The organism is Bacillus nakamurai (genome assembly GCF_001584325.1).
Classification (GTDB): domain Bacteria; phylum Bacillota; class Bacilli; order Bacillales; family Bacillaceae; genus Bacillus; species Bacillus nakamurai.
The window spans coordinates 79,706-94,315 of the sequence record NZ_LSAZ01000004.1; the positions used below are offsets into that span (position 1 = coordinate 79,706).

The following is a 14,610-nucleotide window of genomic DNA, read 5'->3' on the forward strand; positions in this document are numbered from 1 at the left end:
AATTCGAGCGATTTATTTTGAAGCCATATCTTCTGCGTTTGTAAATCCGCCCTCCTCTCATATTTTCCACTTATTGTTAATAGTACCCCACGAAGACATTATAGAGATAAAACAATTCAGTTCTTTTGGATCAGATTCGACAACAGTATAGCTGAATGATAAAATATGAGGCATTCCGCGATACAGACAAATTGGTAAAGATAAAGCCAATTACATCTGTACATGTATAATATCAAGTTTATTCTATACTCACGGCGGTCTCATCGGAGGGTACTGCCCCTATATGGAGGGTTGTTTTTGATTAAAAGAGGAATATTAAACAAATTAACTTACAAACAAATTTTGTTTTATATCATAATAGCGCTTTGCTTTGTCACCTCTGTTGTTTTCGTCAATCAAAATGATTCATTTTACGAACGTCCAATCGCCAAAGTCACCAAAACGAAGCTGGTAGATCAAACTGAAATGCAGGATATGCATAAAAATAAAGATAGGCTTTTCACACAGCATATAATAGCTCGGATTACAAATGGCGAGAAAAAAGGTCAGCTCATCCATTTGACTAATCAGTATTCATCATCTGGAGCTAATGATCAAGAATATCATGTCGGAAATGAATTGTTTGTTTCAATTGATAAGAATACAAAAGAAAATAAAGATTTAACTGGAAGCATAATAGACAAAAAACGTGATAAACAGCTTTTGGCAGTCGTCTGGATTTTTATTTTCACTTTACTTATCGTTGGAAAAAAACAAGGTTTATTTTCTATTATCAGCTTGGGGTTTAATGCCGTTTTGCTATCATATGCATTAGATTTATACCGGCATAATCCAAGCATAGGTTTAACCTTCATATGTTGTATAAGCATTATTATATTTACTGCCATATCTTTGTTACTTGTTAATGGTTTTAACGAAAAAACATATGCAGCTATAGCTGCGACCCTGTTAGGAACGTTTATTTCACTATTCATTGCTTATGCAGTTATGGTATTAACTTCAGGTAAAGGTCTTCGATTTGAAGAGATGCAATATCTGACTCGTCCTTATCAAACTGTGTTTATGGCGGGAGTATGTATTGGTTCGTTAGGAGCAGTAATGGATGTGGCCATTACAATGTCTTCATCTATCTTTGGGTTATATGAAAAAAATAACGCTATATCAATAAAAGCACTTAAGAGTTCAGGGATGGAAATTGGAAAAGATATTATGGGCGCCATGACAAACATTCTATTTTTCGCCTATATAAGCGGCGCCATCCCAATGATGGTATTGTATTTCAAGAATGATTCGCCAATCGGCTTCACCCTATCTATGAACATTTCATTGGAATTAGCCAGGGCGTTAGCCGGAGGTATCGGAATTGTGTTAACCATTCCGTTGGGTCTGTATACTTCTATTTTCTTTGTTAAACGAAAGAAGGCAAGATCATGAATGTATTAGTATCTCTTGCAGCCATTTTATTTGTATTGATGATTTTAATCGGAGGAAAAAAAGGAGCGAGGTCTTTTATTGCTTTATTTTTAAACTTTGCTGTGCTTTTCCTCACCATTATTCTAATGACAGACCCGCATATAGATCCGATTATCTTAACATTGATTTCATCGACTGTAATTAGCTGTGTTACCCTTTTTTATATTAATGAAGTGAACATCAAAACCATTACAGCATTTATTTCTACATTGATCACAATTATTATTTTACTCTTTTTTATTCTCGCCGTAACAAAAAAGACGATGATTCAAGGATTTGGTGAAGAGGAATTAGGGGATCTTGGCATATTCACTCTTTTTGTCGGGGTTAATTTTGTTAAAATTACTGCCGCGATGATTATTATGAGCACAATAGGATCAATTACTGATGTGGCGATTTCTATTACATCTCCCATGCGCGAAATATTAATTCATAAACCATTCATAAGCAGGAAAGATTTATTCAAGTTTGGATTAAGTATCGGAAGAGATATTTTAGGAACAAATACAAATACATTATTCTTCGCTTTTTTTGGAAACTATTTAGCACTGCTTTTATGGTTTAAAGACTTATCGTATTCTTTTGGAAAATTAGTGAACTCAAAAGTGTTTAGTGCTGAAATGGTCACTATACTTTGTGCCGGAATCGGGATAGGTCTGATCATTCCCATTACATCTTGGATTAGCGCCTATTTTTTAGAAAAAACAACTAAGAACAATAAGACAATTAAATAGCTGCCGGGATGTTCTCGGCAGCCTTCAGCCGCTCATATCGAGCGGCTTTTTTCTTTTACACCCACTTCACCACATCTTCAACGGCAGATCTTGTTTTCGGACGCGGTTCTCTGACCCGGTAACCGAATGCAGCCATGACGGAGATGTCGAAGCTTCCGTTTTCCAAGAGGCCTTCTTCGTCAAGGATACGGTGAATTTCTTTGTAGTTGAAGCCTTCAACGGGGCATGAGTCGATGCCGATTTGCGCAGCGGCAGTCATCATATTGCCGAGTGCGATATACGTTTGTTTTGATGCCCAGTCAAAAATGGCTCTGTCGGATTCAAGCAGATTGAAATCATTTTTCTGGAATTCTTCAGTTTTGCTTAAATAGCCTTCATACATGTCATCCGGCATTTTTTTGACTTGTCTCAAATGGTTTTTGACATAGTCGGAGTCAAAGCGAATATCCTTAGCCGTCCGGGCAAGCAGCAGCACAAAGTGGCTGGCGGTCGGAAGCTGCTTTTGCGCGCCCCATGTAAATTCACGAAGTTTTTCACGAAGCTCGGGATTCTGGACGACGACAAATTTCCAAGGCTCCAGTCCGAGTGAACTCGGAGACAATCTTCCCGTTTCTAAAATGAATTCAAAATCGCTTTCTGAAATTTTTTTCTCCGGGTCAAATTCCTTTGTGGCGTGTCTGAATTGATACGCGTCAAGGATTTGCTGTTTTTTTTCTGACATATGGTATCTCTCCTTTAGCTGATGTTATGTTCTATTGTAGCCATTATTTTTGAAAGTACCAGTACGCACATTTTTGTTGGATAGTATCCATTTTGATACTTAATAAAAAAACGGGCTGCCGGAGCAGACCGTTTTTATTTTTCTCTTCTCGCAAAATCGACAAACCGAAACTTATCAAGCCTGTGCCGGCTTTCTGTATATTGAAAGAGGCTAGTGTCTTCCAAAAACACCCGGTTTTTCACAACCGCCATGTGGCTGTATCCGCCAAGGTCCAAATACTCGCGGTCTTCCTCCGCTGCCGGCTCGACGACAATTTCCTTTTGCGCATAGCTGATGGAAAGGCCGAGCTCTCCTTCAAGGTACTCGTAAATCGACTCTTCACAAATGGCCTTCGTCAAGAGCGGCACATGCTTTTTGACAAAGTAATCCTTGTCCAAGATGATATGTTCCCCGTCAATGCGCCTCGATCTGACGACTTCCCATACCTCTTCATTCGTCTCCTGCTGAAGCTCTTTCGCGACGGACGCCGGAGGCAAAATCAGCCCGAGACGGTGAACCGTTGTTTTCGTTTCTTTTCCGAGCGTCTCCGCCAGCTCCTTAAAGCTGATGAGGCCCGAAACGGGAAACTGCATTTTTTCTCTGTTTAAAATGACAGAGCCTTTTCCTTTGATTTTCTGGATGTAGCCGTTTTGCGCCAGCATATTGAGCGCTTTGCGGACGGTTTCTCTTGATGTGCCGTATTGATTGCACAATTCATTTTCAGACGGAAGAATGTCTTCAGCCTTCCGCTGTTCGCTTTCGATTTGCTGCACAATATCTTTATAGATTGTGATATATTTATTCACTTTCATTTATGACCACCCAGATTAGTGTATCACGGTTTGGTGAGATGATAAACGATCGACTCATACGGGCGGAGCGTCAATTGTTTCTGGCTGCCTTCTCTCGGTTCATCATTTGTCAAAAGCACGGTATACCGCCACCCATCCAAATCGTCAAACGGAAGCGTAAATTCCGCTTCTTTTCCATAGAAGTTGTTGACCACCAGCAGCTTTTCATTATTTCCGTGTCTGACATACGCCAGGATAGCTGGATCGTCTTCAGCCAGCAGTTCAAACGTTCCGTCGGTTACGATGTCATAATCCTTTCTGAGCCTGATGAGCTTTTGATAATGGTAGAAAATCGAATCCGGATCTTTCAAAGCCGATTCAGCATTGATTTCCCGGTAATCATCCGCCGCAGGTATCCACGGCGTTCCCGTCGTGAAACCGCCGTGAGGCTCACTGTTCCATTGAACGGGCGTTCTCGAATTGTCTCTTGATTTTTGTTTTAAAATGGCGATGATGTCTTCCTCCTGCTTTCCCTCTTCCTTCATCTGCTTGTAGATGTTCAGTGATTCGACGTCACGGTATGAGCTGATGTCATCGAACTTCGGATTGCCCATGCCGAATTCCTCGCCTTGATAAATGTAAGGTGTGCCCTGCATCATATGAATGGCCGTCGCGAGCATTTTGGCGGATTTTTTCCGGTACACGCCGTCGTCGCCGTATCTGGAAACGACCCGGGGCTGATCGTGGTTGCACCAGAATAATGCATTCCAGCCCCCGCCCTTATGCATCTCCGTCTGCCAAAACGTCAAAATCTGTTTCAGCTTCAGAAAGTCAAACGGAGCGAGCGCCCATTTTTCGCCGTTCGGATAATCCACTTTTAAATGATGAAAGTTAAAGGTCATATCAAGCTCTTCATTTGCCGGATTTGTATACCGGACACAGTGTTCAGCCGTTGTCGAGGACATTTCGCCGACTGTCATGCTGTCATATTTGGAAAACACCGCTTGATTCATCTCATGCAGATATTCATGTACACGCGGGCCGTCGGTATAGTAGGGACGACCGTCTCGGCCGTTCTTTGCGTCAGGAAACGATTGATCCTTGGAAATAAGATTGATGACATCAAGCCGGAAGCCATCGATCCCCTTTTGAAACCAAAAATGCATCATCTCATAAATCTGCTTTCTCATCTCTTCATTTTCCCAGTTCAAATCAGCCTGAGATACGTCAAAAAGATGCAGATAATGCTGTCCCGATGCCGGATCGAGCTTCCATGCGGAGCCGCCGAATTTTGATTCCCAATTGTTCGGCGCATCACCGCCATCCTTCGCATCTTTCCAAATATAAAAATCCCGATACGGGCTGTCAGTTGAAGATATGGCTTCTTTAAACCATTGATGCTCAACAGATGTGTGATTCACAACGAGGTCCATTACGACCTTTATTCCCCTTTGATGCGCCTCATCCAGCAGGCGTTCAAAGTCCTCCATTGTTCCGTATTCCTTATAGATGCTGTAATAATCGCGGATGTCATAGCCGTTATCATGCTGAGGAGAATCGTAAATCGGCGTAAGCCAAATGACATCAATCAGAAGTTTTTTTAAATAATCAAGCTTTTCTATAATGCCGTTCAGGTCGCCGATACCGTTTCCGGTCGTATCATTAAAGCTCTTCGGATAAATTTGGTACACTGCCGCCTTTTTCCACCATGGTGTTTTTACTGTTTTCATTATCATCACCGCCTGTAAAGTTTGAGTTGAAAGGGAAAAGGGACAGCCTGAAAAGAAGGCGTCCCGAGATTCCTCTATTTTTTTTGCTTCAGCCGCGCATACCCGTACGTTCCCGCAAACGGGAGAATCAGCACGATCAGCATTCCGATCGCAAATGGCCCCCAGTACTGGCTCATAATGGAGAAAATGCCCGGCACCCCGCCGACACCGACTGAGCTTGCCAGAACCCCTTTTACGGAAATAAACATCCCGGCGATCCCTGAGCTGATCATGGCGATCACAAACGGAAATTTGTAGCGCAGATTTACGCCGAAAATCGCCGGCTCCGTAATGCCCAAATAAGCGGAAATTCCGGCCGTCAGCGAAAGGCCTCTTTGTTTTTTATCTTTGAGAATCAGCATCATTGCAAGCGCGGCCGAGCCTTGCGCAATATTAGAGAGGGCAAGCATCGGCCATAAAAACGTACCGCCGAGCTTTGAACCGATTAATTGCAGATCAACCGCAAGAAACGTGTGATGCATGCCTGTGATCACAAGCGCGGAATAAAAGCCCCCGTACAATAGGCCGCCAAGAGCTGCGAATTTTCCGAAAACCGCAATCAGTCCTGATGTCAATGCGTTTCCGATCGCAAATGTAATCGGACCGATCAAGACAAAGGAAAGAAAACCGATCACCAGAAGCGTCACCGGCGCGACGACTAACAGCTGAATGCCTTCAGGCGTCCGCTTTGTCAAAAAGAGCTCCAGCTTGGCAAGTAAATACGACGCAAGCAATATCGGAAGCACCTGTCCTTGGTAACCGACCTTCTGAACTTCTAAGCCGAATAGATTCCAAACCGGAATATCGCCGCTTTGCTCGGCGGCCCCGTATCCCCACGCGTTCAGCAAATCAGGATGCACAAGCATAACCCCGAGCACGATGCCCAAGAGCGGACTTCCTCCGAACCGCTTCACCGCCGACCAGCCGATTAATGCCGGCAGGAAGGTAAAAGCCGTTCCCGCAATCAGGTTAATCATGTTGGCGAGATCCGCCCACTGCGGATAAACTTGAACGATGGATTTCGAGCTGAAGAAAATGCCTTCCGCCGTTAATATGTTGTTAAGCCCCATTAAAAGCCCCGCCGTCACAATGGCTGGCAAAATCGGGATAAAAATATCCGCAAGCGTTTTCACCGCACGCTGCAAAGGGTTCATTTTATGCTCGGAGGCCTTCTTCACCTCCTCTTTCGACGCTTCGCCGATCCCCGTTTCCTTTACCAATTCTGCATACACTTTATTCACGGTTCCTTGCCCGATCACGACTTGAAACTGCCCGTTCACAGCAAACGAGCCCTTTACAACGTCTATCTCATCAAGCACTTTTTGATCCACTTTGCTTTCATCTATTAACGCAAACCGCAAACGCGTAACACAATGAGTTGCCGCCGCAATATTGCCGATTCCGCCGACGGCATCGACAATCTGCCGTGCAGATCGGTTAAGCTCACTCATGCCAACCCCTCCGTAACCGTTTTCATTTTGTTTTCTAAACTTGTATATACATGTTTATGACTCTATTGTAATGCTGTATATACATGTCGTCAATCTATTTTTATAGCGCTTTCATCACAAATATACTGCAAAAGGCCTTAGGCCATTAAAAAAAGCCCCTCTGGCGCCGGGACCTTAATCGCTATTTTATATGGAATGCCTGTCCGCACGATGATTCACAACGGCAGCGCAAGAAGCATACAGAACTGTACAACTAAGATAAAGAGGTGCGAAGAGATACCATCCACTGTTATCAACCTGTACTATTTGAAGATTAACAGTATTTCAGGCAACGGATCTATCACGATCGGGGACGCGGCATACAACAGTCCCACCACAAATAATAAATCACAAGGGCTTAACTCTTCATTCGGCGATACGTCACCTATAGAATCAATAGGAGAACTTCTTAAATGATCCGGATGTAAACGACCAGACGGCTATCGGAACCGCAGATACCGCAAATATCACTCCGGTGCCGCCCATTATAGATTAAAGGAGTTTTTCATATGCCTTACCAAATTAACGTCGCCAATATAAAGGTAAACGGCGCAACGCAAAACGGAAACGTTGATATCGGCCAGACGGTGCAAAACAGCCACACCGCAAACAGTAAGTTTGTCGGCGCGAACTTTTCCTTAGGAGATTTTTCGCCCCCGGCCGGATGTTTAAATTCGGGCCATCTTGATCCTGATGTCAGCGACCAAGACCAGATTGCGAACCCATCGATGCCGATTGCAAATCAAATTTAGGGGAGTCTGCCGTTATGGATCTCGAAAAAATGAGGAAGTGGCTTGAGATTACGAATGAACATAAGCCAAGCGACTTTTGGACCAATGTCCTGAAACAAAAATCTTCCGAGGATTTTTTCGCCTCACAACAAGACACCCTGATTTACGATGTCTATCAGGATGAACAATACAACTTTCTTATTATTGAGATGCCCGGCGTATATGAAGAAGAATTGACAATGAGGCTGATATCAAAAACACAGCTGAACATTAAAGGAACGGTCACGCCTCTTTTTCCCGCAAAAATGGAGCTGAGGCGAAAAAGGCAATACGGGGAATTTGATGAAACGATTCAGCTCCCTGAACCGGCTGAGCCGCAGCTCTTGCAGGCGCAATGTGTAAACGGTTTATTGCACATTTCTTATCCGAGGCTCGTGAAGCACATTCCTTGTTATAAGAAAATGTGAAAAAGAGCGGTTACGGACGTCCGAACCGCTTGTATACTTTCTCCTTATAATGAGAGGATGCGGGTTTTGAGAACATCTCTTTTTTCTCAATCAGCTGATCGAGTCTGACTTGTTTTTCCGTCCGTTTCTTCTCGAGATGCTCAAGTTCTGTTTCATTACGGCACTTCGCAATTAAATGGTCTAACGTCATCAGCTCTTTTTTCAGCGCCCCCTCGTCCTCTGCCATTCCGGCATTTTTTAAAAGGCGGTAGCCCATTCTGAGCGATTCCGGAAGATGTGCGGCATCGTCTTTCGGCAGGGGCTGTCCCATTCCTTTTATGCTCTGAAATTCTCCGTCTTTTATGGCACGCTTGATTTTATCTTCAGCAACGATATGGGCAATATCCATATCTGTTCACCTCTTTTTTTCGATGATGAGATATTATAACATAACCAATTTATCCCTTTTCTTCAATTTCAAAGACAGCATTCTTCAGACAAACCGCTTATGCGACAGCGTTTTTCGCCACTTTTCCGATGCGCCTTTTCCACCTTTTCTATTTGCTGGTTTCATGGTATATTGATTACGTTCGTTTTTTCTATCGTTCCGTTTAAACCGTGATCGGAAAAAAGGAGTGTAACAATGAAAACATTTATAAAAGAAAGAGGACTTGCCTTCTTCTTGATAGCGGTCGTGTTATTATGGGTGAAGACATATGCTGCTTATATTTTAAACTTTAACTTAGGCATAGACAACACGATCCAGAAAATATTGCTTTTTGTGAATCCGTTAAGCTCCAGCTTGTTCTTTCTTGGATTTGGGCTTCTGTTCAAGAAAAAATTACAGCAGACAGCCATTATTGCGATTCATTTTTTAATGTCTTTTTTGCTTTACGCAAATATCGTGTACTATAGATTCTTTAATGATTTTATAACCATTCCGGTTCTCATGCAGGCGAAAACAAACGGCGGCCAGCTGGGAGGCAGTGCTTTCTCGTTAATGAGATGGACTGACGTCTTCTACTTCCTTGATACCGTCATTTTGATTATTTTAGCCATTAAGATGAAAAAACCGGCTGAGAAAACGACTAAAAAATCATTCAGAATCGTCTTGGCTTCCGCGGTGCTTGTGTTCTTAATCAACCTGGCCGTTGCGGAATCCGACCGTCCTGAGCTTCTGACGCGCTCATTTGACCGAAACTATTTGGTAAAGTATTTGGGTACGTACAACTTTACGATTTACGACGCCGTACAGAATGTGAAATCAAACAGCCAGCGCGCGCTTGCCGATTCAAGCGATGTGACGGATGTGGAAAACTATATGAAGGCCAACTATGACGTGCCGAACAACGTATATTTCGGCAAAGCCGAAGGGAAAAACGTCATTTACGTCTCCTTAGAGTCTCTGCAATCCTTTATCATCGATTACAAAATTGACGGCAAAGAAGTCACGCCGTTTTTAAACAAATTGGCGCATGATAACAACACATTCTACTTTGATAACTTTTTCCACCAAACGGGACAAGGTAAAACATCCGATGCGGAATTTATGATGGAAAACTCTCTGTACCCGCTTGCGCAAGGCTCAGTATTCGTAAACAAAGCACAAAACACGCTTCAGTCGGTTCCCGCAATACTGAAGGGCAAAAATTACACGTCTGCCGCTTTCCACGGAAATACGCAGACATTCTGGAACCGTAATGAAATGTACAAAGCGGAAGGCATCGATAAGTTTTTTGACTCTGCTTATTATGACATGAGCGAAGAGAACACGAAAAACTACGGCATGAAAGACAAACCGTATTTCAAAGAATCCATGCCGCTTCTCAAAAGCCTGCCGCAGCCGTTCTATACGAAGTTCATTACGCTGTCCAACCATTTCCCATTCGGAATGGATAAAGAAGACACGGACTTCCCGGCAGGAGACTTTGGCGATTCTGTCGTCAACAACTACTTCCAGTCCGCCAACTATCTGGATGAGTCAATCGAGCAATTCTTTAACGACCTGAAAAAAGACGGCCTGTACGATAAATCCATTATCGTCATGTACGGAGACCACTACGGCATCTCTGAAAACCATAATAAAGCGATGGCGAAAGTACTCGGCAAAGATGAAATTACCGATTATGACAATGCCCAGCTTCAGCGGGTTCCGCTCTTTATTCACGCTCCGGGCGTCAAAGGCGGACAGATTCATAAGTATTCCGGTGATGTCGATGTCGCACCGACCGTCCTGCATTTGCTCGGTGTGGATACGAAGGATTATCTCATGTCAGGCTCTGACATCTTATCGAAAGAGCATCGGGAGGTTATTCCGTTCCGTAACGGCGACTTCATTTCGCCAAACTATACGAAAGTATCCGGCAAGTATTATGATACAAAAACCGGCCGACTCTTGAAGGATTCAGAAGTTGACAAAAAAGAAGACTCTCTCGTCAAGACTGAGCTCGAAATGTCTGACAAAATCATCAACGGCGATCTTCTTCGTTTCTATCAGCCTAAAGGATTCAAGAAGGTAGACCCGACACAATATGATTATACGAAACGTGATGATTCTTCATCAGATGATCAAAATCAATAAACAAAAGCCAGATCAATAAATGATCTGGCTTTTTTATGTTATAAGCTCCCTGCTCCGGCCATAGAGCGCTGTTGAAGGCTGTCGGAAAGAAGGGAATACGCAACTATTTTCTTCTTTTGCTGTTTGACGACATCCACGCGGTCTTCGTAGCTGTACACAAACAGCGTAACGTCTTTTTTGCCTTTTTTCGTCTCAATGACAAGCGGAGCGGCTCCGTTTTTCGGATGTAAGTAAAGCTCTTCATCACCCGGGTATATATAATGCCGCTCTAAAAAAACAGCTTCGTTCAAATCATGAATAACCTTGCTTTTGTCTTCGCCTTCTAAGCGTTTTCCGCCGCAGGATACGGTGGCAGACGCTTCAGTGAGCTTCGAATGAATTTCAAATTTACGGAGAATCCACTCCACAGCGCCGGTCGGAAGGCACGTCAGCACTATCTTAATAAGACTAATGACAATAATAGAAACTACTGCAATCCATGTCACCTTTCATCATCTCCATTATGTTTCTACATGAATCGTAACATAGGACGGTCAGTTGTTTTTTGTACATTTTGTGAAACTTAATATGGCTTCCAAAGAAAAAAGCCGGATCAAATGGATGATCCGGCTTGTGTATTACAGCTGATCGGCACGCCGCACAGCCTCTCTCAGTTCCTCCGCGGCAAATTCAACGTTCGGCCCGATAATGACCTGTGCCGTTTTATTTCCGGTTTTGATAACCCCTTTTGCCCCGGCTTTTTTAAGAACACCTTCATCAATGAGGGACGTATCCCGCACTGTCAGTCTGAGACGTGTCGCACAGTGGTCAATGGTCTCGAGGTTTTGTCTTCCGCCGAGCCCCTTGAGCATTACATTCTCCTGAACAGCACCGGCCGTATCCTCGCCGAGCACCTCTTCTTCATCTTCATCATCTTCCCGCCCCGGCGTTTTAAGATTTAACGTTTTGATCAGCACGTAGAAAACGACAAAATATAATACCGCATAACAAAGTCCGACGACGAGCAATAGCAGCGGTTTTTCCGCGATGCCGTAGCTGAGCAGATAATCAATCGCCCCCGCTGAAAATGAAAAACCGGACCGTATACCGAGAACATTTACGATAAATAACGAAAAACCGGTTAATAAAGCATGCACCCCGTATAAGAGCGGAGATAAAAACATAAACGCGAATTCAATCGGTTCTGTAATTCCGGTGATAAACGCGGTCAGCGCGAGACCGATCATCATTCCCGCCGTCGCCTTGCGTTTACTTGGCTTAGCCGCCGCAATCATCGCAAGACATGCAGCCGGAAGCCCAAACATCATAATCGGGAAGAATCCCGTCATATATGTGCCGGCTGTCGGATCTTTGGCAAAAAAGCGGGCCAAGTCCCCCGTCTTTCCGTGAAACTCGCCAAACTGAAACCAAAAAATATTGTTGAGCACATGATGAAGCCCGAATGGAATTAAAAGTCTGTTAAAAAATCCGAAAATTCCCGCTCCGATTCCGCCAAGCCCGATCATCCATTCTCCAAATGACGTAATGACCGACTGAACCGGCGGCCAGACAAACCCTAAAAGCCCCGCCAAAATGATGGTGATAACGGCCGTTACAATCGGAACGAGCCTGCGTCCGCTGAAAAACCCGAGATATTCAGGCAGCTTCGTATCTTTAAAACGGTTATACGTGTACCCCGCGATCAATCCCGCGATAATTCCCCCAAAAACGGCCATGTTATTCGTATTGTTAATTGATTTAACAGCCGCATCCAGCATAGTATAGGAAATTGCTCCTGATAAAGCAGCAGCCCCGTTGCTGTCCTTGGAAATGCCGATGGCGATACCGATCGCGAAAATTAAAGGCAAATGATCAAATACCGCTGTCCCCGCCGCGTAAATAAACGGAATATTTAATAAGTCCTCCCTGCCAATGGCCAAAATGATGCCCACTGCGGGCAGAACAGCAATCGGAAGCATAAAAGATTTCCCAAGTTTTTGCAAAAAATGAAGCATAACTCCCATCCCCCTTCTTTTTTCTCAAATATACCATATAAGATAACTAGTTATCTATACCAATTTTCCTTATCTTTTTGTGACAAGTCTTGTTGGTTTTCTATTTATAAAGCAGTTGTGGTAAGCTTGAATCAGATGATTAAAAATAGAAAGCGGGAATGACAATGATTGTAACAAACGATCAAGAATTAGAAGGCCTAAAAAAAATCGGCAGAATCGTGGCGCTGGCACGCGAAGAAATGAAGAAAAAAGCGGAGCCCGGCATGAGCACAAAAGACCTTGACCTGATTGGAAAGGCGGTGCTTGACGAGCACGGTGCCGCTTCCGCTCCGGAGAAGGAGTACGACTTTCCCGGCGTCACGTGCATCAGCGTAAATGATGAGGTGGCGCACGGCATTCCGAGCGCCTCCAAAATATTAAAAGCGGGAGATCTCGTTAATATTGATATTTCAGCGGAGTTCGCCGGTTTTTACTCTGATACGGGTATTTCGTTTGTGCTTGGCGAAGGTGACGAACTCCTGCAAAAGCTCTGCAATTGCGCAGCTTCTGCGTTTGAAAAAGGGCTTGAACAGGCGAAAGCCGGCAAGCGGCAAAACCAAATCGGCAGAGCCGTCTATCATGAAGCGCGCTCTAACGGCTTTACGGTCATCAAAACGCTGACGGGCCACGGCATCGGCAGAAGCCTGCATGAAGCGCCGAACCACATTATGAATTACTATGATCCGTTTGATAACGCGCTGTTCAAAAACGGCACAGTCATCGCGCTTGAGCCGTTTATCTCAACAAAGGCCGAAACGATTGTGGAAGCGGGAGACGGCTGGACCTATAAAACGCCGGATAAAAGCCTTGTCGCCCAAGTGGAGCATACAATCGTGATTACAAAAGACAAACCGATCATTTTAACAGCGCTATAATGTTTGATCTCCCTCCGAAACAGGTATACAACAACTAACCCGAAGGAGGGAGACGCATGAAAAAAGACAAAGAAAAAATCCAAATTGAAAACGAGATACACGCCATGCACGGCGTGACGAAACAGCAGATATTAGAGGATTTCGAGGAGTTCAAGGCATACTTGCACCAGAAAATTTCTGTCGGCAAAAAATTAGGCTTAGATGACAGTAAAATCACAAAAAGCGCCGCCATCCTCGGGGACTATCTCGCAAAGCACGAGGAGCCCCATAATGCGGAAGAAAAGCTATTACAGGAGCTGTGGCGGATTGCGGATGAAAACGAAAAACAGCATTTAGCGCAGCTTTTAGTCAAACTTGCCGGGCACTGATGACAGTGTCCGGCTTTTTATGCTCCTTGACAAGAGATGTGCTACACTGGATATATGTCTGCGAAAGGAGCCATTTCTCAACATGTGGTTTATTATCTTCGGATTGATTTTCTTTATCGAAAGCATCATTCTGACCGTTTACGGGGTTAAAAAAAAGAAGGGGCTGCTGATTTATTTCGGCGTCGTTTTCGGCATTATGACTCTCGGTACGGTGCTGTTAAAATTAACCGGCCATTAAGCATGAAAAGACAGCCCTTCACATATATATGTAAGAAAGCTTACCATCTCTGAATCGAAAGTCTCAGTTTTTGCTTCATCCGTTTTCAGCGTCTTTTTATAGATGTTACAATGCCAAAAGTTTGGCAAAAACTGAAGAAACTCTCCTGTACGGGAGAGCGGGGAAAGGAGTTTTCTGACATGCATTATGGCAGTAAAGGCTGGTATGTAGCAGAATTAAAGAAAAAAGGGATTACCCACTATGAAGGAAGAAAGCTTCAAAGCTTTAAAACCTATTTTCTTGCCACTCTGCTCGAAACGAAAAAACAATCATAACGTGTGT

At 43.8% G+C, this 14,610-nt stretch carries 16 protein-coding genes and 1 pseudogene; 10 read left to right on the forward strand and 7 right to left on the reverse strand.

The annotated features are described in order from the left end of the window. Positions 1-297 precede the first annotated feature (297 nt). On the forward strand, positions 298-1,434 hold the full coding sequence (locus AXI59_RS02670; RefSeq protein ID WP_420806827.1) for a YibE/F family protein: 1,137 nt from the start codon (positions 298-300) through the stop codon (positions 1,432-1,434). Next, positions 1,431-2,207 carry a YibE/F family protein gene (locus tag AXI59_RS02675; RefSeq protein WP_061527304.1) on the forward strand — a complete coding sequence of 259 codons (777 nt, stop codon included), beginning with the start codon at positions 1,431-1,433 and terminating at the stop codon, positions 2,205-2,207. Before AXI59_RS02670 ends, AXI59_RS02675 begins: the two co-directional genes overlap by 4 nt. 55 nt (positions 2,208-2,262) lie before the next feature. Here AXI59_RS02675 and AXI59_RS02680 read toward each other — a convergent pair whose 3' ends face one another. The 4 genes from AXI59_RS02680 to treP form a co-directional block, all read right to left on the reverse strand. Further along, the gene (locus AXI59_RS02680; RefSeq protein ID WP_061527305.1) at positions 2,263-2,928 is read right to left on the reverse strand and encodes an NAD(P)H-dependent oxidoreductase; all 666 of its coding nucleotides are present in this window, start codon (positions 2,926-2,928) and stop codon (positions 2,263-2,265) included. Between the two features lie 134 nt (positions 2,929-3,062). Then, a complete protein-coding gene (treR, locus tag AXI59_RS02685) occupies positions 3,063-3,779 on the reverse strand; it encodes a trehalose operon repressor (protein WP_061527306.1) in 717 nt (238 codons plus the stop codon). A 23-nt stretch (positions 3,780-3,802) separates the two neighbouring features. Continuing rightward, positions 3,803-5,488, reverse strand: a complete 1,686-nt coding sequence (gene treC / locus AXI59_RS02690; protein WP_061527307.1) for an alpha,alpha-phosphotrehalase — start codon at positions 5,486-5,488, stop codon at positions 3,803-3,805. Positions 5,489-5,562: 74 nt separating this feature from the next. Then, complete coding sequence (treP, locus tag AXI59_RS02695; RefSeq protein WP_061527308.1) at positions 5,563-6,978, reverse strand: PTS system trehalose-specific EIIBC component; 1,416 nt, start codon at positions 6,976-6,978, stop codon at positions 5,563-5,565. A gap of 276 nt (positions 6,979-7,254) precedes the next feature. Here treP and AXI59_RS19085 point away from each other — a divergent pair. The 3 genes and pseudogenes from AXI59_RS19085 (at position 7,255) to AXI59_RS02705 (ending at position 8,215) form a co-directional block, all read left to right on the forward strand. After that, a pseudogene (locus AXI59_RS19085) lies at positions 7,255-7,513 on the forward strand (spore germination protein). A gap of 13 nt (positions 7,514-7,526) precedes the next feature. Next, positions 7,527-7,769, forward strand: coding sequence for a spore germination protein (locus AXI59_RS02700; RefSeq protein WP_061527309.1), 243 nt, complete (start codon positions 7,527-7,529; stop codon positions 7,767-7,769). Between the two features lie 14 nt (positions 7,770-7,783). Further along, positions 7,784-8,215, forward strand: a complete 432-nt coding sequence (locus AXI59_RS02705; protein ID WP_061527310.1) for an Hsp20/alpha crystallin family protein — start codon at positions 7,784-7,786, stop codon at positions 8,213-8,215. 10 nt (positions 8,216-8,225) lie between these two features. Here AXI59_RS02705 and AXI59_RS02710 read toward each other — a convergent pair whose 3' ends face one another. Continuing rightward, positions 8,226-8,603, reverse strand: coding sequence for a DnaJ family domain-containing protein (locus tag AXI59_RS02710; RefSeq protein WP_061520305.1), 378 nt, complete (start codon positions 8,601-8,603; stop codon positions 8,226-8,228). A 234-nt stretch (positions 8,604-8,837) separates the two neighbouring features. Between AXI59_RS02710 and ltaS the strand changes: the two genes are divergently transcribed. Beyond that, positions 8,838-10,775, forward strand: a complete 1,938-nt coding sequence (gene ltaS / locus AXI59_RS02715; protein WP_061527311.1) for a lipoteichoic acid synthase — start codon at positions 8,838-8,840, stop codon at positions 10,773-10,775. 38 nt (positions 10,776-10,813) lie between these two features. Here ltaS and AXI59_RS02720 read toward each other — a convergent pair whose 3' ends face one another. After that, entirely contained in the window at positions 10,814-11,260 is a 447-nt protein-coding gene (locus AXI59_RS02720; protein ID WP_061520303.1) for a YfmQ family protein, read from the reverse strand. Positions 11,261-11,392: 132 nt separating this feature from the next. Next, positions 11,393-12,769, reverse strand: coding sequence for an N-acetylglucosamine-specific PTS transporter subunit IIBC (gene nagE / locus AXI59_RS02725; RefSeq protein ID WP_061527312.1), 1,377 nt, complete (start codon positions 12,767-12,769; stop codon positions 11,393-11,395). 164 nt (positions 12,770-12,933) lie between these two features. Here nagE and map point away from each other — a divergent pair, with 164 nt between their 5' ends. From map to AXI59_RS19090, 4 genes are all read left to right on the forward strand, one after another. Continuing rightward, positions 12,934-13,683, forward strand: a complete 750-nt coding sequence (gene map, locus AXI59_RS02730; RefSeq protein WP_061527313.1) for a type I methionyl aminopeptidase — start codon at positions 12,934-12,936, stop codon at positions 13,681-13,683. Between the two features lie 56 nt (positions 13,684-13,739). Then, a complete protein-coding gene (locus AXI59_RS02735) occupies positions 13,740-14,051 on the forward strand; it encodes a DUF3243 domain-containing protein (protein WP_061520300.1) in 312 nt (103 codons plus the stop codon). Between the two features lie 82 nt (positions 14,052-14,133). Beyond that, positions 14,134-14,289 carry a hypothetical protein gene (locus AXI59_RS19930; protein ID WP_167348355.1) on the forward strand — a complete coding sequence of 52 codons (156 nt, stop codon included), beginning with the start codon at positions 14,134-14,136 and terminating at the stop codon, positions 14,287-14,289. Between the two features lie 179 nt (positions 14,290-14,468). After that, on the forward strand, positions 14,469-14,603 hold the full coding sequence (locus AXI59_RS19090; protein ID WP_064485271.1) for a YflJ family protein: 135 nt from the start codon (positions 14,469-14,471) through the stop codon (positions 14,601-14,603). Positions 14,604-14,610: the final 7 nt, after the last annotated feature.